General features: G+C 47.6%; 20 protein-coding genes. 4 read left to right on the forward strand and 16 right to left on the reverse strand.

Features of this window, described 5'->3' with window-relative positions:
* Nucleotides 1–36: 36 nt before the first annotated feature.
* The 14 genes from ptsG to yceD form a co-directional block, all read right to left on the reverse strand.
* Nucleotides 37–1,467, reverse strand: a complete 1,431-nt coding sequence (gene ptsG, locus GOU96_RS07745) for a PTS glucose transporter subunit IIBC (RefSeq protein WP_000475679.1) — start codon at nt 1,465–1,467, stop codon at nt 37–39.
* A 443-nt stretch (nt 1,468–1,910) separates the two neighbouring features.
* On the reverse strand, nt 1,911–2,678 hold the full coding sequence (locus tag GOU96_RS07750; RefSeq protein WP_000497163.1) for a TatD family hydrolase: 768 nt from the start codon (nt 2,676–2,678) through the stop codon (nt 1,911–1,913).
* Nucleotides 2,669–3,643: a DNA polymerase III subunit delta' gene (locus GOU96_RS07755; protein ID WP_000067599.1), complete on the reverse strand. Its 975-nt coding sequence runs from the start codon at nt 3,641–3,643 to the stop codon at nt 2,669–2,671. The genes GOU96_RS07750 and GOU96_RS07755 overlap by 10 nt, the downstream gene beginning before the upstream one ends.
* On the reverse strand, nt 3,636–4,274 hold the full coding sequence (gene tmk, locus GOU96_RS07760; protein WP_000991933.1) for a dTMP kinase: 639 nt from the start codon (nt 4,272–4,274) through the stop codon (nt 3,636–3,638). The genes GOU96_RS07755 and tmk overlap by 8 nt, the downstream gene beginning before the upstream one ends.
* Complete coding sequence (gene mltG, locus GOU96_RS07765; protein ID WP_000592351.1) at nt 4,271–5,287, reverse strand: endolytic transglycosylase MltG; 1,017 nt, start codon at nt 5,285–5,287, stop codon at nt 4,271–4,273. Before mltG ends, tmk begins: the two co-directional genes overlap by 4 nt.
* Nucleotides 5,284–6,087, reverse strand: coding sequence for an aminodeoxychorismate lyase (pabC, locus tag GOU96_RS07770; RefSeq protein WP_042988226.1), 804 nt, complete (start codon nt 6,085–6,087; stop codon nt 5,284–5,286). The genes mltG and pabC overlap by 4 nt, the downstream gene beginning before the upstream one ends.
* A 77-nt stretch (nt 6,088–6,164) precedes the next feature.
* Nucleotides 6,165–7,409 (reverse strand): beta-ketoacyl-ACP synthase II, encoded by a 1,245-nt coding sequence (gene fabF / locus GOU96_RS07775; RefSeq protein ID WP_000044694.1) that lies wholly within the window; start codon nt 7,407–7,409, stop codon nt 6,165–6,167.
* A gap of 88 nt (nt 7,410–7,497) precedes the next feature.
* Nucleotides 7,498–7,734, reverse strand: a complete 237-nt coding sequence (gene acpP / locus GOU96_RS07780; RefSeq protein WP_000065130.1) for an acyl carrier protein — start codon at nt 7,732–7,734, stop codon at nt 7,498–7,500.
* A 235-nt stretch (nt 7,735–7,969) separates the two neighbouring features.
* Nucleotides 7,970–8,704, reverse strand: a complete 735-nt coding sequence (fabG, locus tag GOU96_RS07785) for a 3-oxoacyl-ACP reductase FabG (protein WP_001925763.1) — start codon at nt 8,702–8,704, stop codon at nt 7,970–7,972.
* Between the two features lie 27 nt (nt 8,705–8,731).
* Nucleotides 8,732–9,655 carry an ACP S-malonyltransferase gene (fabD, locus tag GOU96_RS07790; RefSeq protein ID WP_000032625.1) on the reverse strand — a complete coding sequence of 308 codons (924 nt, stop codon included), beginning with the start codon at nt 9,653–9,655 and terminating at the stop codon, nt 8,732–8,734.
* 69 nt (nt 9,656–9,724) lie between these two features.
* The gene (locus tag GOU96_RS07795) at nt 9,725–10,675 is read right to left on the reverse strand and encodes a beta-ketoacyl-ACP synthase III (protein ID WP_267781196.1); all 951 of its coding nucleotides are present in this window, start codon (nt 10,673–10,675) and stop codon (nt 9,725–9,727) included.
* Between the two features lie 5 nt (nt 10,676–10,680).
* Nucleotides 10,681–11,706: a phosphate acyltransferase PlsX gene (gene plsX / locus GOU96_RS07800; protein ID WP_001180560.1), complete on the reverse strand. Its 1,026-nt coding sequence runs from the start codon at nt 11,704–11,706 to the stop codon at nt 10,681–10,683.
* Between the two features lie 9 nt (nt 11,707–11,715).
* Complete coding sequence (gene rpmF / locus GOU96_RS07805; protein ID WP_000290732.1) at nt 11,716–11,886, reverse strand: 50S ribosomal protein L32; 171 nt, start codon at nt 11,884–11,886, stop codon at nt 11,716–11,718.
* Nucleotides 11,887–11,920: 34 nt separating this feature from the next.
* A complete protein-coding gene (gene yceD, locus GOU96_RS07810; RefSeq protein ID WP_001174444.1) occupies nt 11,921–12,445 on the reverse strand; it encodes a 23S rRNA accumulation protein YceD in 525 nt (174 codons plus the stop codon).
* 147 nt (nt 12,446–12,592) lie between these two features.
* On the opposite strand from yceD, the gene GOU96_RS07815 reads away from it, so the two are divergent.
* Nucleotides 12,593–13,174: a Maf family protein gene (locus GOU96_RS07815; protein ID WP_001181927.1), complete on the forward strand. Its 582-nt coding sequence runs from the start codon at nt 12,593–12,595 to the stop codon at nt 13,172–13,174.
* A gap of 106 nt (nt 13,175–13,280) precedes the next feature.
* Here GOU96_RS07815 and rluC read toward each other — a convergent pair whose 3' ends face one another.
* Nucleotides 13,281–14,228 (reverse strand): 23S rRNA pseudouridine(955/2504/2580) synthase RluC, encoded by a 948-nt coding sequence (rluC, locus tag GOU96_RS07820; RefSeq protein ID WP_134987240.1) that lies wholly within the window; start codon nt 14,226–14,228, stop codon nt 13,281–13,283.
* 611 nt (nt 14,229–14,839) lie between these two features.
* On the opposite strand from rluC, the gene rne reads away from it, so the two are divergent.
* Nucleotides 14,840–17,998, forward strand: coding sequence for a ribonuclease E (gene rne / locus GOU96_RS07825; RefSeq protein ID WP_267781199.1), 3,159 nt, complete (start codon nt 14,840–14,842; stop codon nt 17,996–17,998).
* 355 nt (nt 17,999–18,353) lie between these two features.
* Nucleotides 18,354–19,913: a SulP family inorganic anion transporter gene (locus GOU96_RS07830; protein WP_267781201.1), complete on the forward strand. Its 1,560-nt coding sequence runs from the start codon at nt 18,354–18,356 to the stop codon at nt 19,911–19,913.
* 2 nt (nt 19,914–19,915) lie between these two features.
* Here GOU96_RS07830 and GOU96_RS07835 read toward each other — a convergent pair whose 3' ends face one another.
* Nucleotides 19,916–20,050 carry a hypothetical protein gene (locus tag GOU96_RS07835; protein ID WP_001881761.1) on the reverse strand — a complete coding sequence of 45 codons (135 nt, stop codon included), beginning with the start codon at nt 20,048–20,050 and terminating at the stop codon, nt 19,916–19,918.
* On the opposite strand from GOU96_RS07835, the gene GOU96_RS07840 reads away from it, so the two are divergent.
* Nucleotides 20,031–20,906, forward strand: coding sequence for a DMT family transporter (locus GOU96_RS07840; protein ID WP_248366489.1), 876 nt, complete (start codon nt 20,031–20,033; stop codon nt 20,904–20,906). The genes GOU96_RS07835 and GOU96_RS07840 overlap by 20 nt on opposite strands.
* Nucleotides 20,907–20,977: the final 71 nt, after the last annotated feature.

The following is a 20,977-nucleotide window of genomic DNA, read 5'->3' on the forward strand; positions in this document are numbered from 1 at the left end:
CCTAAGGTCTCCTTTTCTCTAGGGGGAAGAATGAGATTAACCGTTGTTACGGATCCACTCATCCATTTCAGTTTTCAGGTTGTCTGATTTAGTACCGAAGATAGCTTGTACACCACCAGAAACCATAACCACACCTGCTGCACCAAGCTTTTTCAGCTTATCCTGATCAACCAGAGCAGTATCGGCTACCGATACACGCAAACGAGTGATACACGCATCCAGGTTAGTGATGTTCGCTTTACCACCGAATGCGGCAACCAGATCACCAGCCAGCTCATTACCGCTTGATGCCGATTTATCAGCGCTCTCGTCTTCACGACCTGGTGTTTTTAGGTTAAGAGCACGGATAACGAATGTGAATACTACGTAGTACAGCACAGCGTAGCCAATGCCTAAGCCAACCAGCAGTAACATGTTATCTGCACGTGGTGATTGAACAACAAAGTCAATGAAACCGTTAGAGAAGGTATGACCGTGAACCACGCCCAGCGCGTTAGTCAGAACGTAAGCCAGACCTGCTAATACAGCGTGGATAGCGTACAGTACTGGAGCTACGAACAAGAATGCGAATTCGATTGGCTCAGTAATACCTGTTAGGAATGAAGTCAGAGCAGCAGAAGCCATGATACCCATTACTTTTGCACGGTTTTCAGGCTTAGCACAGTGAGCGATAGCAAATGCAGCGGCTGGAAGACCGAACATTTTGAACAAATAGCCACCTGCCAATTGACCGAAGCCATTGCCTGCCGCACGAGAAGCATCGTCTGCTGTTAGGAAGCAAGTCATGATGCCGTTAACGGTTTCACCCGCACCATTCACACAAGTACCAGCTTGGTAGAAGAAAGGTACGTTCCAAATGTGATGCAGACCAAATGGGATCAGTGAACGCTCAACGATACCGTAGATACCAAATGCGGTTACAGGATCTTGGTTTGCAGCCCAGTCAGAGAAAGTGGCGATCGCAGAACCGATTGGTGGCCAAATGAATGACAGAACCACACCCAGTGCAATCGAAATAAAACCAGTGATGATTGGAACAGCACGTTTACCTGCAAAGAAGCCCAGATATTCAGGCAGTTGAATTTTGTAGAAACGGTTGAATGACCAAGCTGCAACGCCACCGGCTAGGATACCACCCAGAACACCAGTATCGATGCCGCTCACGCCCATCACTGTTGCCATGACTTTTAAAGTCGCAACCATAATGCCGTAACCGACGATAGCAGACAGACCTGATACACCATCGTTATTAGTAAAGCCCAGCGCAACACCGACCGCAAATAGCAATGGCATTTGACCAAAGACTGAACCACCCGCCTGTTCCATGAGATGTGATACCACTTCTGGTAGCCAGCTAAAATTAGCGGCACCCACGCCTAGCAAAATACCGGCGACAGGCAAAACTGATACTGGCAGCATCAGCGCCTTACCGACCTTTTGCAGATTCGCAAAAGCGTTCTTAAACATGTTTATGCTCCTGATTAAGTTATTAGAATTGCTGGGACTAACGGCATACCCCCGTAGCCTAAATGTTAGCACCCAGTGAAAATGTAACCACTTTTTGCATTATATTTTCCGGCTCTAAATATATCTTGATACCCCTCAAATTTTCTAGTTTGCGACGAAATTAAGTTTCAAATTACTAATTAGATCACAATCGGCAACCTTTCATTTTCAACTCAAAAATCAACCTAAACATATGTTTTGTATAGAACTAATTATTGATAGCATTAATTTTACTGGGTAAATAAAATAGATACGCATGTTATTTTTAGTAACAAAATTACAATTTGAGGAATTCCGCTCTATTTTTCAACAAATACAGTAAACACCTGCTTATTTAGAATTTCTTATTTATTTGACGAATAAAAAAGCGAGCAAACGCTCGCTTTTTTATCTAAATATGATTTTCATCGCAAAAAAAGATTTTGAAAATTTTGTGTTGTTTTTTGCGCAACTTCTGTCAAAGAAACGCCTTTTAGAGCGGCAATATAGGCAGCGACTTCGACCACATAAGCAGGTTGGTTCTCTTTACCACGATGCGGTACTGGGGCGAGATAAGGTGAATCCGTTTCAATCAAAAGACGATCCAGAGGTAAGGCTTTCACGACCTCTTTAAGATCCGTTGCTTGTCGGAAAGTCACAATCCCTGAAATAGAGATGTAGAATCCCAGCTCCATCGCAGCTTGAGCAAAAGCAAGATCCTCTGTGAAACAGTGAATCACACCACCACACTGCTGCGCTTTTCCTTCTCTCAGTAATTGAAGAGTATCTTGTTGAGCATTACGAGTATGAATGATCAGCGGTTTATTCAGAGCCACTGCAGTCTCAATCTGCTGCCGAAAACGCAGTTTTTGTAAATCGGCGGTTTCAGGTTGGTAATGATAATCCAACCCCGTTTCGCCAATCGCAACCACTCGAGGATGCTGTGCATATTGGTGGAAAAGGTCGAGCGAGAAATCACTCTGCACATCCAGTGGATGCACACCACAAGAAGCATACACTTGCGAGAAAGGCTCGATCATCGCGAGCATCTTAGGGAAAGAATCAAGCGTAACGCCAACCGAGAGTAAATATTCCACTTTGGCTTGGTGCGCTTTGGCAAGCACGTCGCTGACATCCGTGTGTAAGTCTTGGTAATCCAACTTGTCGAGATGACAATGAGAATCTACAAACATGTTTCCTCATCACTAAATTGATATAACCATTGCAGCAACAGCAGTTCTGTATTCAATCCACTGAACTGGTTCAATTGTTCCATCAGCCTTTCCAAGCTCGCTGTCTGCACATGAAGTTTAGAATAGGTAAAACGGCCAGCTAATGCGGCACTTGCTGGGGGATAATAGTCTTGCTGCACACCAAAGTGAATTTTTTGCGCATCGGTCAAAACACACCAAACCCAATACAAATGCGTGGTCAGATCGGCATCGATGAGTGCGATACATTTAAGTTGCGCATTCACATCGCCACTCAGCGCATTCATCAGTTGGCTTTCAAGCTCATGATATTTTTCCGCGCCCCCTTCTAGCATAAAGGCACGGGTTTTGAGCGGTGAATCTGCGCAAAGATGTAAGGCGTAAGCAGGCGTCGTGATCCCCTGCCCTTTTAGCCACTCAACCACCAACGCAGTGGTTGGCGCAGGGAGCACTAATCTTTGGCAACGGCTAACTATCGTCGGCAAAAGATGCTTAATCCGAGAGGTAACCAAAATAAATAGACAGTTTGGTGCAGGCTCTTCGAGCGTTTTCAGTAGCGCGTTGGCGGAAGATTCATTCATCGCATCGGCAGGCTCAATCACAATCAAGCGATAACCGGAGAGCTGGGACGACTCTTGGGCGATACGATTCATCTGGCGAATTTGCTCCACCGTGATCGATTTCCCGACCTTTTCAGGCTTAACGACATGAAAGTCGGGATGATTTCCCGATTGCATTAGGCCGCAACTATGGCAAAAACCGCATGGCTCACTTTGGCTACTCGTACACATCAAGGTGCGGGCCATGAGTTCAACCAAACTCTCAACGCCTAATCCTTCTGGTGCTTGAATTAACGTCGCTGACGAGATTTTTCCTGCAGCTAATCCCGCTTGCCAAGGCTGCCAGACGGGAACTAACCAAGGGTAAAGAGAATTGAGATTAGACACGGTTAACTTGACTCAACCAATCTTGTAAAGCACGACGAATATCGGCCGTGACCTGTTCAATCGACTGTGCTGCATCAATCATAACCACAGAATCATCGCTATTGGCTAATTCAAGGTAACGCTCACGAGCACGCTCAAAAAAGCTGATGTCCATTTTTTCAATGCGATCCAACTCACCACGGCCGCGAGCACGTTCCAAACCAAGCTTAGGGTCGATATCCAAATATAAGGTTAAGTCGGGTTTGAAATCCCCAAGCGCGGTCTGTTTGAGGCTTTGCATCGTGCTTGGTGCAATTTGTCGGCCACCACCTTGATAAGCTTGAGAGGACATATCATGGCGATCACCGACCACCCACTCACCTCTTGCTAACGCGGGTTTAATGACATTTTCCACCAGTTGTACTCGCGCGGCATACACCAAGAGTAACTCAGTAATGTCTTGAAGCTCTTCGCCCGGGTGCTCTTCTTTCACTAACGCGCGCAGCTTCTCAGCCAGCAGCGTACCGCCGGGTTCACGAGTGCGAGTGATGTGATCAATCCCATTTTGCTGTAAGGTTTCTACCACCACTTGAATCGCCGTGCTTTTGCCCGCCCCTTCAAGACCTTCAATTACGATAAATTTTGCGTTCATTGTTTTGTTCTAAGTTTTTTGAGATAAGCACGCACAGCACGGTTATGATCTGCGAGTGTCTTAGAGAAATTGTGTCCACCCTCACCGCTTGCCACAAAGTAAAGATAATCACTCTGTTCAGGATTGAGTGCGGCATAAATTGACGCTTCTCCGGGCATTGCGATAGGCGTTGGAGGTAACCCATTGATCACATAAGTGTTATATGGTGTACGGGCACGCAAATCTTTCTTACGGATATTGCCATCGTAGGTCTCTCCCATCCCGTAAATCACCGTTGGATCCGTTTGTAAGCGCATGCGCTTATTCAAACGATTAATGAAAACGGCCGCAATGCGTTCGCGTTCCTCGGCAATTGAGGTTTCTTTTTCAATGATCGAGGCAAGGATTAAGGCCTCATAAGGCGTCTGGATCGGCAATCCCTCTTGGCGATGCTCCCAAGTCACTTGCAGAAACTTTTCCAATTTCTGATTAGCTCGTTTGAGGATCTCTACATCGCTGGTTCCTTTCGTAAAATGATACGTTTCGGCAAGAAACAAACCTTCCAGCTTTTCATGCTCAATGCCTAAAGCCTTCGCAATATCGATTTCAGTCAGACCCGTCAGTTGCTGGGTGATGTTTTCGTTGCTTGCGAGGATATCCCGCCACTCTTGAAAACGACTGCCCTCCACGAAGGTGATGGAAAATTGATGCTCTTTACCAGAAACCAATAGCGCCAAAGCCTGCTCTAAAGACATATCAGGTTGTAGCTTGTAAGTTCCTGCCTTAATTTTGGAGAGTTCAGGATGAAAACGACGTACCCATTCGGCAACAAAGCTATCTTGGATCCAAGCTTGTTCGGTTAACTGGGCCAGCTCTCGACTGAGAGTGGTCCCTGAGGCGATCGTGACGAGCTGAGCCTCTTGGATCATCAAAGGCTGAGCCAGATACTGATCCATCTGCTTAACAACATAAAAGTAGCTGCCTGCCACAATACCGATCAGAGCAACCAACACCAATACCAGCTTTTTAATCACGAATTACTACTCTCCTGAAATCGTCGCGTCATGCTACCTATCGTCAATCGTTGTTGACCAATTTGTCTGACTGGAGCGACCTCAAGTAAGGCATTGGTAATAAACACTTCCTCAGCACTCAATAGGTCTTCCAGCGTAAATTCATCAATCACAATAGGAATCTCTTGTTGCTGCGCGAGTTCGAGTATCTGTCGACGCGCAACACCGGCGACTCCGGCATGTCTTAAACAAGGTGTAAACATCGTCCCATCTCTACACCAAAATATATTAGCTGCGGTGGTTTCAATCACCTTGCCATTGATGTCTAAACAGACCCCATCATCCCATCCCGCGTTATCCATCTCGCGTTTGAGTAGGATCTGCTCCAGTCGATTATTATGTTTGTGCCCCGCCAACAGAGGATTTAATCCCATTCGCTGCTGACAAATCCCCACAGCCAATCCCTTATCACGCCATGCTTGATAGTGGGCAGGAAAAGCAAAGGCGCTAATAGTAACACTGCTTTCACTCACTTGAGTAGGACTGTAACCACGCCCTCCCAAACCTCGGCTGATGTGTATTTTCAGTCCAGCTTTCTCCTGCGGCAGGATCATGCTTTGCAGTCCCTGCCATACCCGATCCCAATTGGGCTCGGGAATGTGCAAGATATCAAGACAGGCCTGTAACCGCGCCTTATGTGAGGACCATTGCTGCACCTGACCGTCTTTGGTCAGTATAGTCGTGAAGCAACCATCGCCATACTGAAATGATCGATCATGAATAGGCACTTCATTACGCCGTTGACCATTGACCCAGTACATGCTCTCACTCCATAAAAAGAAACGGCTCAATGCTATGCATCAAGCCGTCTTAACTCAAGTAAAGAGTGATGAAGTTTTTACATGCGCTTGAAAATCAAGCTACCGTTAGTACCACCAAAGCCAAACGAGTTACACATGGCGTATTCCATGTTCTCAACTTTACGGGCAACATGCGGTACTAAATCCACACCCAAACCTTCTTCAGGATTATCCAGATTGATGGTCGGTGGAACCATTTGATCCACCAAAGACATCACTGTGATGATCGCTTCGACAGAACCTGCAGCACCTAATAAGTGACCCGTCATGGACTTGGTAGAAGAAACCAGAACTTGCTTAGTCCCTGCTTCACCCAACGCACGTTTAATGCCTTTCACTTCAGCCACATCGCCCGCAGGGGTAGATGTACCGTGAGCATTAACATAACCAATCTGCTCACCAGTCACGCCTGCATCACGCATGGCCGCTTCCATCGCCAGCGCACCGCCAGAGCCGTCTTCACTCGGTGAAGTCATATGATAAGCATCACCTGACATACCGAAGCCAACCACTTCTGCGTAAATTTTCGCGCCACGCGCTTTCGCGTGTTCGTACTCTTCGAGCACCATGATGCCAGCACCGTCACCGAGCACGAAACCATCACGGTCTTTATCCCAAGGACGAGACGCTTTTTGCGGTTCATCATTACGAGTTGAGAGTGCTTTCGCCGCACCAAAACCCGCCATGCCCAGTGGCGTCGACGCTTTTTCTGCACCACCTGCAACCATCGCATCCGCATCACCGTAAGCAATCATACGTGCTGCATGGCCGATATTGTGCAAGCCTGTGGTACAGGCGGTAGAGATCGCAATATTGGGACCACGTAAGCCACGCATGATAGACAAGTTACCGGCAATCATGTTGACAATGGTTGAGGGTACAAAGAAAGGGCTAACCTTGCGTGGGCCTTTCTCGATTAAAGCTTGATGTCCGGTTTCAATCAGCTCAAGGCCGCCGATACCCGAACCAATGGCTACACCAATGCGTGCAGCATTTTCTTCATTAACTTCTAGGCCTGAATCTTCCAAAGCCTGAATGCCCGCAGCAATACCATACTGGATAAACAAATCCATTTTGCGAGCATCTTTTTTTGACATGTACTGTTCGCAGTCAAAACCTTTTACCAGGCCTGCGAAACGAGTAGAAAAATTGGTAGTGTCGAAGTGCTCAATGTTGACGATGCCGCTTTGGCCGGCCAACAAGGCTTTCCAAGATGACTCTACAGTGTTGCCTACCGGTGACAACATACCCATGCCAGTGACAACAACGCGACGCTTGGACACGATAATATTCTCCGGAATTGAAATTTAAATGAGAGAGGGTTGAGAACTAAGAAAAATTCAGGCGGCCAGTGAGCCGCCTGAGGAGAGATTACTGAGCGTTGCTGGTTACGTAATCGATCGCAGCTTGAACAGTAGTGATCTTCTCTGCTTCTTCATCAGGAATCTCAGTATCGAATTCCTCTTCCAGAGCCATTACCAGCTCAACAGTGTCCAGAGAATCAGCACCCAGGTCTTCAACGAAAGAAGATTCATTCTTTACTTCTGCTTCGTCTACACCTAGCTGTTCAACAATGATTTTCTTTACGCGTTCTTCGATGTTGCTCATTTTTTCTTTTCCTTTACAGATTTCGCCTAATGCGATGATTCCGTAGTTTATTCGAACTAGGGAAAGTTGCAAGCGTGAGGTTTCTGGTCTAACCACAAATTAGGCGATTTTAACCGAAATTCACACCATTTTTGATATAAATCATGCATAAATATTGTGCATGTTACTTACATTTTTCACACAAATTTGCCTCACGAGCGTTGAATTTGCTCAATCGCTCAATAAGGCAAAATTGTTAGATCATGTACATACCGCCGTTGACATGCAGTGTCTCGCCGGTAATGTATGCCGCTTCTGGTGATGCAAGGAAAGCAACCGCAGACGCAATTTCACGAGGATCCCCCAGTCGACCTGCTGGAACCTGCGCTAGTGTAGCAGTACGTTGCTCGTCATTCAGCGCTTTTGTCATATCAGTTTCGATAAAACCTGGTGCAACTGTGTTGACGGTCACACCGCGCGATGCAACTTCACGCGCCATTGACTTAGTAAAGCCAATTACGCCCGCTTTTGCTGCCGCGTAGTTGGCTTGACCTGCGTTACCCATAGTGCCAACAACAGAGCCAACATTGATGATACGACCTTGACGTTTTTTCATCATGCCACGCAAAACGGCTTTAGACAGACGGAAAATCGACGTCAGATTGGTCTCCATAATGTCTGACCACTCTTCTTCTTTCATGCGCATCAGTAGGTTATCGCGAGTGATACCAGCATTGTTCACCAGAATGTCGACGCCGCCGAACTCGTCGGTAATGGCTTTCAGAACCGCTTCAATCGACTCAGGATTGGTCACATTCAATGCCATACCTTTGCCTTTGTCACCCAAGTAATCGCTGATCGCCTGCGCACCGCTTTCGCTGGTTGCCGTACCAATCACTTTGGCACCACGTTCAGCTAAGAGTTCAGCAATCGCTTTACCAATGCCGCGGCTTGCGCCAGTCACAAGAGCAACTTTGCCCTCTAGATTCATGAATTGACTCATGTTTTCTTCCTGTTGTTATTTCACCGCATCCAAAGAAGCCACATCATTGACTGCGACACCTTCAAGGGTTTTTACAATACGTTTTGTTAGACCAGTCAATACTTTACCCGGCCCCATTTCAATCAGCTTTTCGACACCTTGTGCGCTCATTTGTTCAACGCATTCAGTCCAACGAACTGGGCTGTAGAGTTGACGAATCAACGCATCTTTAATTTTTACCGGATCCGTTTCAGCCACAACATCAACGTTATTGATGACCGGAATTTGTGGTGCGTTGAATTCAAGCTCTGCTAAAGTTTTTGCCAATTCATCGGCAGCAGGCTTCATCAACGCGCAGTGTGATGGTACGGAAACAGGCAGAGGCAGCGCACGTTTCGCACCCGCTTCTTTACACAGAACGCCCGCACGCTCAACCGCATCTTTTTGACCAGCAATAACGACTTGGCCTGGTGAGTTAAAGTTTACAGGAGAAACCACTTCACCTTGCGCCGCTTCTGCACACGCTTTAGCAATCGCCTCATCTTCTAGACCGATGATCGCGTACATCGCCCCCGTTCCTGCCGGCACAGCTTGTTGCATCAATTGACCACGCAGCTCAACTAGCTTGATCGCTTGTTTAAAATCAATCACGCCCGCACATACCAGTGCTGAATATTCACCCAAGCTGTGACCGGCTAAAACCGCAGGTTGCTCAAGACCCAGTTGCTGCCATACACGCCAAATCGCAACAGAGGCGGCAAGCAACGCAGGTTGAGTACGGAAAGTTTGATTGAGATCTTCCACTGGGCCATCTTGAACCAGCGCCCACAGATCGTAACCAAGCACTTCTGAAGCTTCGGCGAATGTTTGTTTTACCACAGCATACTGCTCGGCAAGGTCAGCCAGCATACCTACTGCTTGCGAGCCCTGACCTGGAAATACGATAGCAAACTTACTCATAAATCTTTCCTTCATCTAAGAATGGATAAGGAGTCCTAGGACTCCTTAAAGTCAAAATTCATTGTGCGTTTAGAACTTCACCAGAGCAGAGCCCCATGTGAAACCGCCACCAAAAGCTTCGAGCAGTAGCATCTGCCCACGCTGAATACGACCATCACGCACGGCTTCATCCAACGCTGTAGGCACAGTCGCCGCAGAGGTGTTGCCATGACGGTCTAAGGTAATCACCACCTGATCGAGCGACATCGAAAGTTTTTTCGCGGTTGCTGAGATAATCCGGTAGTTCGCTTGATGTGGTACCAACCAATCGAGCTCAGACTTGTGCATGTTGTTGGCTTTCAACGTATCAACTACCAGTTTAGATAGTTGAGTTACTGCGACTTTGAACACTTCGTTCCCCGCCATGTGCAGCCATTTATCGCTATCACCGCCACGAACCGGCACTTCAAGGCTCAGTAAATCACCAAACTCGCCATCCGCGTGGATGTGAGTAGAAAGAATGCCCGGCTCGTTACTTGCGCCCACCACTACCGCGCCAGCACCATCCCCAAATAAGATAATGGTCGAACGATCTGTGGGGTCACAGGTTTTGGACAACGCATCCGCACCAATCACCAAAACATGTTTGCACATGCCAGATTTGACATGCTGATCAGCAATAGAGAGCGCGTACATAAAACCAGAACACGCTGCGGCCAAATCAAACGCTGGACATCCTTTAATTCCCAGTTTGCCTTGCACTTGGCAAGCGGCTGATGGGAAAGTGTGGCTCGCACTGGTGGTCGCCACAATAATCATATCGATGTCGTGTTTATTAATACCGGCCATGTCTATGGCATTTTGCGCAGCGAAGAATGCCATATCGGCAACGGTTTCATTGTCAGCCGCAATACGACGCTCGCGAATACCAGTACGAGCAACAATCCACTCATCACTGGTCTCTACCATTTTCTCTAAGTCTGCGTTAGTACGCACCTGAGATGGCAAGTAGCTGCCAGTACCTAAAATTTTGCTATACATGAAGACTAATAATGCCTCTCGAGTAAAACCGCTTCCAAACGATCGCTTATACGGCTGGGTACTTGTCGTTTCACCTCATGCACCGCTTCAGAAATCGCATTCACGACCGCGGATACATCAGCACTTCCATGACTCTTAATGACAATGCCGCGCAATCCTAGCAAACTTGCGCCGTTATACTGGTCGGGGTTCAGGGTTTTTAATTCAGTAAAGAGCTCAGAAAACAGTTTTCTTGCAATCCAACCCTTTATGGATGAGGCTAAAAGCGATTTTTTTAACTTATCGATAAAGAGTTGCGCTGTTCCTTCACACGCTTTAAGGCAGACATTCCCGACAAAGCCATCGCACACTATCACATCTGCTGCATCAGTTAACAGTTGATTACCCTCAATATAACCAATGAAATTGATCGCCTGAGTTTGGGTCAGCATTTCCGCACAGCGCTTAACCAGATCATTGCCTTTAATCTCTTCTGCACCGATGTTTAAAATTGCCACTCGTGGAGCTTGCTGCAGATGCTGCTCAGCAAGCGCGGCGCCCATCACCGCAAATTGAAACAGAGAATCGGCATCACTTGAGACATTCGCGCCCAGATCGAGCATCCAGGTTTTGCGGCCAGAAATAGTGGGCAGAGCAGAAACCAGCGCCGGACGATCAATACCCGGTAGCAATTTGAGACGAAAACGCGACAGCGCCATCAAAGCGCCGGTATTTCCGCCACTGACACACGCATCCGCTTGATTTTCAGCAACAAGATCAATCGCCATGCCCATAGAACTGCCAGCACTGTGACGTAAAGCAAGCGAAGGTTTTTCGGAGTTGGAGATGACACGGTCACTGTGCACAATACTTAAACGCGTATCGGCCGAATAACCAAGAAGAGAGAGTTGTTGAGCGATCTGATGTTGATCACCCACTAAGATCACTTTTAGCTCTGGGAAATGTGACAGTGCCTGCACGGCGGCAGGCACTGTTACGCGTGGACCGAAATCCCCGCCCATTGCATCAAGTGCAACGGTTAAATTTTGCAAAGGTCAACCTTACTTGTTGATAACCTTTTTACCACGGTAGTAACCTTCAGCGGTTACGTTGTGGCGCAGGTGAGTTTCACCTGAAGTTGCGTCTACAGATAGCGCTGCAGCAGTTAGCGCATCGTGTGAACGACGCATGCCACGTCTTGAACGTGTTTTACGGTTTTGTTGTACGGCCATGGACCCTACTCCTATGTTAAGAATGCTTAGCGAATTACTTCTTCAAGCTTTTTAAAACATCGAATGGATTCGGCTTCTCTTCCAAAACTTCTTCTGGAAGTTCACCAAACACCAAATTGTCTGAATCAACGCTACAATCCGCTTCGTCATGCATCGCAACTTGAGGCAAATTTAAGATGAACTCGTCTTCAACTAACTGAACTAGGTCAACCTCGCCAAACTCGTTTAGATCTACCAAATCATACTCGTCTGGGGCGTCTTCTTCACTTTTACGACCTAAGTAAGGGGTATAAGTAAATTCAACTTCACACTCGTGTGCGAAAACCTCGTTACAGCGCTGACACTCTAAATCAACTTCGATGTTAGCTTTACCAGAGATAACAACCAGTTGCTGTTCATCAATCTCAAATGACAATGAAACTTCAGCGTCGCGTTTAACGCCTGCGACTGACTCCTCTAAGCGCTTGAACAAATTAACTTGGATGATGCCATCAAAGTCTAATCTTTTCTGAGCGGCTTTAGCCGGATCAACCGTTCGCGGTATTTTTACCTTTTGCATAGGGCGCGAATATTATCTTCCAAAACAGATTTAGTCAAAGAAAAAGGCAAAAAACTTGGTTTTTTTTCCCTTTCCACAGAGAGCATTATGAACAGCGCATTAGGATACGTTATGCTGCTGTCAAACACGCGATGATTGTAAAGTAAAATGCAAAATTACCAACTAGTTTTAGCTTCTACCTCTCCATTTCGCCAACAAATTCTGGCGAAATTAAAGCTGCCTTTCGTCACTGCAAAACCCGATTGTGACGAAACGCCGTTAATCGGAGAAACACCCGAACACTTAGTGATGCGCTTGGCTGAAAACAAAGCGCGTAGCTGCTTTTTAGCAGACCCGAGCTTAGTGATTGGGTCAGATCAAGTCTGCGTGATCGATGGCCAAATCATCGGTAAACCCTTAACTACTGAAAAAGCCGTTGAACAACTTTTACGCCAAAGTGGTCAAGCGATTACCTTTTATACTGGCTTAGCGCTTTTTAACAACCAAACTCAGCAAACACAGGTGCTTTGCGATACCTTTACGGTACATTTTCGAACCTTATCCGAGAGTATGGCTAGACGTTATGTCGAGGCTGAGCAACCACTGCACTGTGCAGGTAGCTTTAAAAGTGAGGGATTAGGCATTGCCTTGTTTGAACGCTTGGAAGGCGACGACCCCAATTCGCTCATCGGCTTACCCCTGATTAAGCTCATTCAGTTGTTAGAAAATGAAGGGCTCAATGTCATTTGACTTTAGCGTTGGCATTGCACAACGGACACCGCAAGTTTTTATCACGAAAAACTAACAGAAAAGGGCGAATTATCGCCCTTTTCTTATTTAGACATCCGGTTTACGGTTAAGCCTGACGCATTTTTGCCAGAGCTTGCTCCAAATGCGCTTCGAGTGGCGCATGGATTTCCAACTTTTTCTCACTGGCAGGATGCACAAATTGGATGTTTGCCGCATGCAAAAACAGGCGCTCAATCCCAAATTGCGCTGTATAAGCATCAAAGCGGCGATCACCATAACGATCATCCCACGCGATTGGATGCCCCATGTACTGGGTGTGTACACGGATTTGGTGCGTACGCCCAGTCACAGGGCTCGCTTGAACTAACGTCGCTTCAGCAAACTTCTCAAGAATACGGAATCGGGTTTCCGACGGCTTACCGTTGGGGTTCACGCGCACTATGCTGTTGACTTCATTTTTCAGCAACGGCGCATTGACCACTTTACACTCTGCATCCCAATGTCCCATGACTAAAGCGTAGTAGTACTTCTGCACTGTTTTCTCGCGAAACTGAGCTTGTAAGTGGCGCAGTGCCGAGCGTTTTTTGGCCACCAGCAAAATCCCTGAGGTATCACGGTCAATACGGTGTACTAACTCAAGAAAACGCGCTTGGGGGCGCAGGGCGCGCAAGGCTTCAATCGCACCAAAGTGCAAACCGCTCCCACCATGCACTGCAGTACCTGACGGTTTATTGAGGATGAGTAAATGATCGTCTTCATAGACAATACAGTGTTCTAATTCCGCCACTTTACTGAGTTTGGTACTCGGTGGAGCAGTCTCGTTCTCTTTGACTTCCACGGTGACGGGAGGCACACGTACCACATCGCCCGCTTCGAGCTTGTATTCTGCTTTTACGCGTTTTTTGTTCACGCGCACTTCTCCCTTACGTAGAATTCGATAAACCACGCTTTTGGGAATATTTTTTAATTGGTTGCGCAAAAAGTTATCAATGCGCTGACCAGCCATGTCTTCATCAATGTCGATGAACTGGACTTGAGTTCTGATTTCGTTCATGGCGCTATTCTATCTGGAATCGAGTTAAAGTCACATTTTCTTAGCAACAAAAAAAGCCATTTTTCATTAGCACCAACCCCATTTGCCGACAATTTAACCAAGTTAACCTTGGGCTCACTACCTAATTTGGTCGCACGGATGCTCCAAGTCTAACATTTCAATCACCTTATCTTTATTTAACAATAAGTTAGATTGTTGGTTTTTTGTAATCTCCCGCAAATAATTTGCGCTACATTGGAAAGCTGATTGCTGACTTTGGCAGTCACTGCTATAGTTCACAGCTGCAAGAGCTGAACTGGTGGCATTTTGTTCTTTACCGTTCAATTTCTGGCAAATTAATGAGTAGTCAGTCGAAAACAAGGTGCAGCACACGGCGTAAGACACACTGTTTGAGGCTTTTTGTTGCTCTACTCGTCGCCTTTTCATGTTGAGTACCCACCGCCTTTATAGCGGATCACAGGCAATCGTTGGCTTGTGAATACTGATGTGCCCCAGAGCATCCCCTCCAGCCGGGAGGCTGTATCGAATAAGCCATGGGATCTGGCACCGTGAAAACGAAACTCGGCAACAAAAACAAGAATCAAAACTATATAAGAAAATGAGATTTCTAAATGAAAAGAATGTTAATTAACGCAACTCAAAAAGAAGAGTTGCGTGTCGCGTTGGTCGATGGCCAACGTCTGTTCGATCTGGATATTGAAAGTCCGGGGCACGAATCGAAAAAAGCAAATATCTACAAAGGCCGCATTACCCGCATTGAACCCAGTCTTGAAGCTGCATTCGTTGACTACGGTGCTGAAAGACACGGTTTCCTCCCTCTCAAAGAAATCGCTCGTGAATATTTCCCTGATGGTTATAGCTACCAAGGTCGTCCAAACATCAAAGATGTGCTGAACGAAGGTCAGGAAGTGATCGTGCAAATCGAGAAAGAGGAGCGCGGTAGCAAAGGTGCAGCCCTAACCACCTTTATCTCTCTAGCGGGCAGCTACTTAGTTCTGATGCCAAATAACCCTCGTGCTGGCGGTATTTCTCGTCGTATCGAAGGCGATGAGCGCACTGAACTGAAATCCGCACTCAGCTCATTAGAACTGCCACAAGGTATGGGCTTAATTGTTCGTACCGCAGGCGTAGGTAAAAGCGCTGAAGAGCTAGAGTGGGACTTAAATGTACTGCTTAAGCACTGGAGTGCGATTAAACAAGCGTCTGATTCAAACCCTGCACCTTTCCTTATCCACCAAGAAAGTAACGTGATTGTTCGTGCGATCCGTGATTACTTGCGTCGTGATATTGGTGAAATTCTTATCGACAGCAACAGCATTTACGAGCGTGCTCTTGAGCATATTCGTTTAGTGCGCCCAGATTTCGTCAATCGTGTGAAAAAATACGAAGGCGAAGTACCGCTGTTCAGCCATTTCCAAATCGAAAGCCAGATTGAATCGGCTTTCCAACGTGAAGTTCGCCTGCCTTCTGGTGGCTCAATCGTTATTGATCCAACCGAAGCCTTGACTTCCATCGACATCAACTCTGCCCGCGCAACCAAAGGTGGCGATATTGAAGAGACCGCTCTCAATACCAACCTAGAAGCTGCGGATGAAATCGCACGCCAATTGCGTCTGCGTGACCTAGGTGGTCTTGTGGTGATCGACTTCATCGATATGACCCCTGTTCGCCACCAGCGTGAAGTGGAAAACCGTCTACGTGAAGCAGTGCGTGTTGACCGTGCTCGCGTTCAAATTGGCCGTATTTCTCGCTTTGGTTTGCTGGAAATGTCGCGTCAACGTTTGAGTCCTTCTCTGGCAGAAGCAAGCCATCACATCTGTCCTCGTTGTAAAGGAACCGGCGTGATTCGTGACAACGAATCTTTGGCACTTTCTGTTCTGCGCTTAATTGAAGAAGAAGCACTCAAAGACAACACATCGCAAGTACTTGCGGTGGTACCTGTCTCTATCGCGTCTTATCTGTTAAACGAGAAGCGTCGCTCAATCAATCACATTGAAAAAGCGCAGCAAGTTCGCATTACTATCGTGCCAAATTCCGATATGGAAACACCGCACTTTGAAGTGATCCGCGTGCGTGAAGGTGAAGAGCAAGATGTTCTCTCTTACCTGATTCCGAAAAAGCTGGAAGCGATGAAAGAAGCGGAAGGCAAAGAAGTGGTCGATGTTGAGCTCAAACCAAAACGTATTGAAGAGCCAGTACTGAAAGGTTTTGCCGCGCCTGCGGAAGCGGTTCCTGCTCCAACATCAAAACCTAAAGCAGAACCTCAACCTGTTGCAGAGGTACAGCAACCTGCGCAGCCTGGTTTCTTTAGCCGTGTGTTTAAAGCGATTGCGAGCCTATTCTCTGCGACACCGGAAGCGGCCAAAGTAGAAGCGCCTGTAACGCAGAACAGTGAACAAGACAAACCTCGTCGTGAACGTAACGAGCGTAATAATGATCGTCGTCGTAACCCTCGTGACAAAAACCGTCGCCGCGGTAATGAGGAAAACAACGAGCGTAACGATAAAGAGACATCAAACAACAACCGTAAGCCACAAGAGCGCAAGCCAAAGCAAGAGCGTGGTGAGCGTAACGAACGTAATGACCGCAATGAACGTCCAGAAACGGAGCGTCCAGAACGTCAAGATCGTCGTAATAAACGAGATGAAAGCAAAACGGCTAAATTGCTTGAGCAAGGTCGCCAATTAGCGGCTGAAGCACAACAAGAAGTTAAAGCCGTTGAGCCTAAAGAAGAGAAAGCCACGGTTGTTAAAGAACGTCGTCAACGTCGTAAGCTCTCGAAGCAAATTCGAGTCAAAGATCAGCTTGCCGCAGAAGACTTAGACAACCTGTCTACAGCTCCTGTTGACAATGCGTTCGACGCTCCAGCGCCAGTTAATCTGCCTGTAACCGATGATTTTGCGGATTCGGCTCAAGAGGATAACGAGCAAGATGATCAGAAGCAGCGTCGTAATCGCCGCTCGCCACGTCATCTGCGCGCCAGCGGCCAGCGTCGCCGTCGCGGTCGTGATCGTCGCCCTAATCCATTCCGCCTGCGTAAAGGTGGGGTTGCCTCTCCTGAGATGGCCATGGGTAAAGTGATGCCTCGCTACGACTTAGCGCCGCGTCCACAGTCGCGCCATGAAACTGCTGAAGGTGCTCAACATGTGACTCATGTAACACCGACTGCGGCAACTGCAGTAGTAGAAAGCGAAAAAGTGGCAGCGCCACGTGTACTCGGGGGCGTTGCCTTCCCAGAAATGGCGATGGGTAAAGTCATCGTACGTCGTGAAACTGCTGCGGTTCAACCTGAGCCAGTAGTGCAAGAGCCAGTGATTACTGACGTGATCGCAGAGACACTCATCGCACCCGTTGAGCCGGTCGTGGTTGAAGCTACAGTGATTGAAGCTCCGGTAATTGAAGAGTCAGCAACAGAAACTTCTGCGCTAGAAACCGTAGTGGCTAAAGTCGCTGAAGTCGAAGAGCCAGCCACAATCAGTGACGAGGTTGTCGCACAAACAACAGTTGAAGTGATCGCAGAAAAAATGGCAGAACCAATTAAGGTTGTTAAGCCAGTGACAGTGAGTGCAACATCACTCACCGCGAAAGCGGTCATCCAACAGCCGTACGCCTCATCGCCGATGACTAAAGCACCTGGCTCAGATGACATCCGTGAAGTGCAGGTTAACGCCGCGCCTTTACGTGCTGAACGTTACCAAGCGCGTGGTGCGGGTAGTCAAGTCGCGCGTAATCAAGCCAGTGCGGGCATGAGTAAGCCGCAAAGCTTCTAAATAGCGAAACCATACGATAAGGGCTGCCAACGCAGCCCTTTCTTTTACCCGTGATTCTTATTATTTCCCAACAGCCTTGCATCATCTCTTACGTAGATGCCTTGCGTACATACTACTTGGCGTTGCAGCCAATAGCGCTAGAGCTCAAGTAGCAAGGGGATAACGCTTATTCACGCTGGTGATATGGGCTCACACTGTAATTGATGATTGCACCCTACCGTTCAATTCTGTAGCATCCGCAGTTCAAAATTAACCCGCTTAGTCACACCTTGATCTTTCACTTTATGTTAAGCGGCTCGGTTCACTTCATGCTCATCATTCATGAGCAGCACAAATACGGAACACGGTTTTGCCCATGTTTGAATTCTCTTCTTTCTCGCAGCACTCAATAAAAAATGATGTGTTATCTGGGTTGACGGTCGCACTGGCTCTGGTACCAGAAGCGGTGGCTTTTGCTTTTGTCGCGGGGGTCGATCCTATGGTTGGCCTTTATGCCGCGTTTATTGTCGGCCTGATTACCTCCATTTTTGGTGGTCGTCCCGGTATGATTTCTGGGGCAACCGGAGCAATGGCAGTGGTGATGGTGAGCTTAGTCGCAAGCCACTGTGTGCAGTATTTATTCGCCGCGATTCTTCTCACGGGTTTACTGCAAGTCGCAGCAGGCTTGTTTAAGTTAGGCAAATTTATTCGCATGGTACCGCATCCAGTGATGATTGGTTTTGTGAATGGGCTAGCGATTGTGATTTTTCTAGCTCAACTCGGCCAATTTAAAGCTCCCGATCTCAACGGAGTCATGACTTGGCTACCACAAAAGGAATTGCTCCTCATGTTAGGGCTGGTTGCCTTAACGATGGCGATCATCCATTTTCTACCCAAACTCACCACCGCGATACCTTCTTCATTGGCGGCGATAGTCACTGTCACTCTGCTGGTTCAAGGTTTAGGTTTGGAAACTCGTACCGTCGTGGATTTTCTGCGGGCTATGTCTGGGAATGATGCGGCAACTCTTGCGGGCTCTCTTCCCTCTTTTTCGATTCCCGCGGTACCTCTGACTTGGGAAACCCTAACGATCATTTTCCCTTACGCTTTAATTCTCGCTGCGATTGGCTTGATAGAGTCACTGCTGACGCTGACGGTTTTAGATGAAATGACTGGCACTCGCGGCCAATCCAACCGTGAGTGTATGGGGCAAGGCTTAGCCAATATCACCTGCTCCCTGTTTGGTGCCATGGGTGGCTGTGCCATGATTGGGCAATCCATGATCAACGTTAACTCTGGTGGACGTGGTCGTCTATCGGGGATAGTCGCAGCCGTATTGCTGCTGTGCTTTATCCTGTTTACCGCTTCTTTGATTGAGATGATCCCGCTTGCGGCATTAGTCGGCGTCATGTTTATGGTGGTGATTGGCACGTTTGAATGGGCTACCTTCAAATTAGCGCGCCGAGTTCCGAAACAAGATTTCTTCGTCATTGTGTTGGTGACAGTGGTCACTGTGTTTACCGATTTAGCGATTGCGGTCGCAGTCGGTGTGATTGCCTCTGCGTTGATGTTTGCATGGGAGCACGCCAAGCATATTTACGCAGCCAGCCATATCAATCCTGATGGTCATAAGGAATATCATATTCATGGCCCCATTTTCTTTGGGTCGGCCGCGAACTTCCTTGAATTGTTTGATGCGCACAATGATCCTAAAGAAGTGATTGTCGATTTCGCTCGCTCGCGCGTGGCCGATCATTCAGCGATTGATGCGATAGAAACCTTAGCGGAACGTTATGCCGCCGTTGGTAAAACCTTACACTTGCGCCATTTAAGCCAAGACTGTCGCGCTCTACTACAGAAAGCAGGCAGCTTAGTGGAAATCAACCTTAAAGAAGATCCAACCTACAAAGTCGCTAGTGATGTTTTGGCGGGATAATATCACCAAGGCAGCCTAGCGCTGCCTTGTTCACGACGGCCAGCCATCGATGATTTAACTTGCTGATAATTTAGCCTTTCTCTAGCATGGTGCTTCCACTTTCTTCCGGAGCACACCATGACATGGATTTTTCTCACCCTGTTTGCTGCCTTTATGCAAGCATGGCGCAACGCATTCCAGAGCCGTTTATCTGGCGATGTGACAATAGCAGGTGTGACCCTCGCACGCTTTCTCTGGGCAAGCCCGATTGCTGGCGTGTATCTGATCGCACTCTATCAATGGCAACCTGCCGCATTACCCACCTTCTCCAGTGCATTTTGGCATTATGTGGTCGGTGCATCGTTCATGCAGATCCTGGCTACCGCGTTAATGGTCAAGCTTTTTAAATACAACAACTACGCGGTTGGTGCTGGGCTGGCTAAAAGCGAAGCTTTGGTGGCTGCAATCTTGGGTATGCTGTTTTTCGGCACTCAACTCACGGTATTAGGCTGGCTTGGTGTAGTGATTGGCGGGGTTGGAGTCTTTATGCTGAGCAGTCACGGCGGTTTTAAACAGCTTTCACTCCCGACCGTACTTCTTGGCTTGAGCAGCGGTAGCGCATTTGCTCTCACTTCACTCTGGGTTCGTGAAGCCAGTCTCGCCTCACAACTCCCCTTCCCTTACAGCGCAGCTTGGGTATTGTTGTTGGTCATCTCGCTGCAAACACTCTGTTTGGTCGGATACTTGCTCATTAAAGAGAGATCGACCTTGTACAAGCTTTGGCAACGCCCGAAGTTAGTCATGCTGACCAGTGTGAGCAGTTGCTTAGGCTCGATAGGTTGGTTTAGCGCCATGTCATTGCAAGCCGTGCCTTATGTGAAAACGCTTGGCCAAGTGGAGATCTTTTTCACTATGTTGATCTCCATCTTCTGGCTAGGTCAAAAAGTGCGAATTAAAGATGGATTCGGGCTTATCTTAGTGGCTCTGGCCGCTATCTTGGTGATGTGGACCTAACTCTAGTGGCCATCTTACTGACTCTTCCTAAAGTCATGGCATAAAAAAACCCTCCTTGCGGAGGGTTTGTA

The sequence above is a fragment of the Vibrio sp. R-1 genome (assembly GCF_035615595.1).
Taxonomy (GTDB): domain Bacteria; phylum Pseudomonadota; class Gammaproteobacteria; order Enterobacterales; family Vibrionaceae; genus Vibrio; species Vibrio cholerae.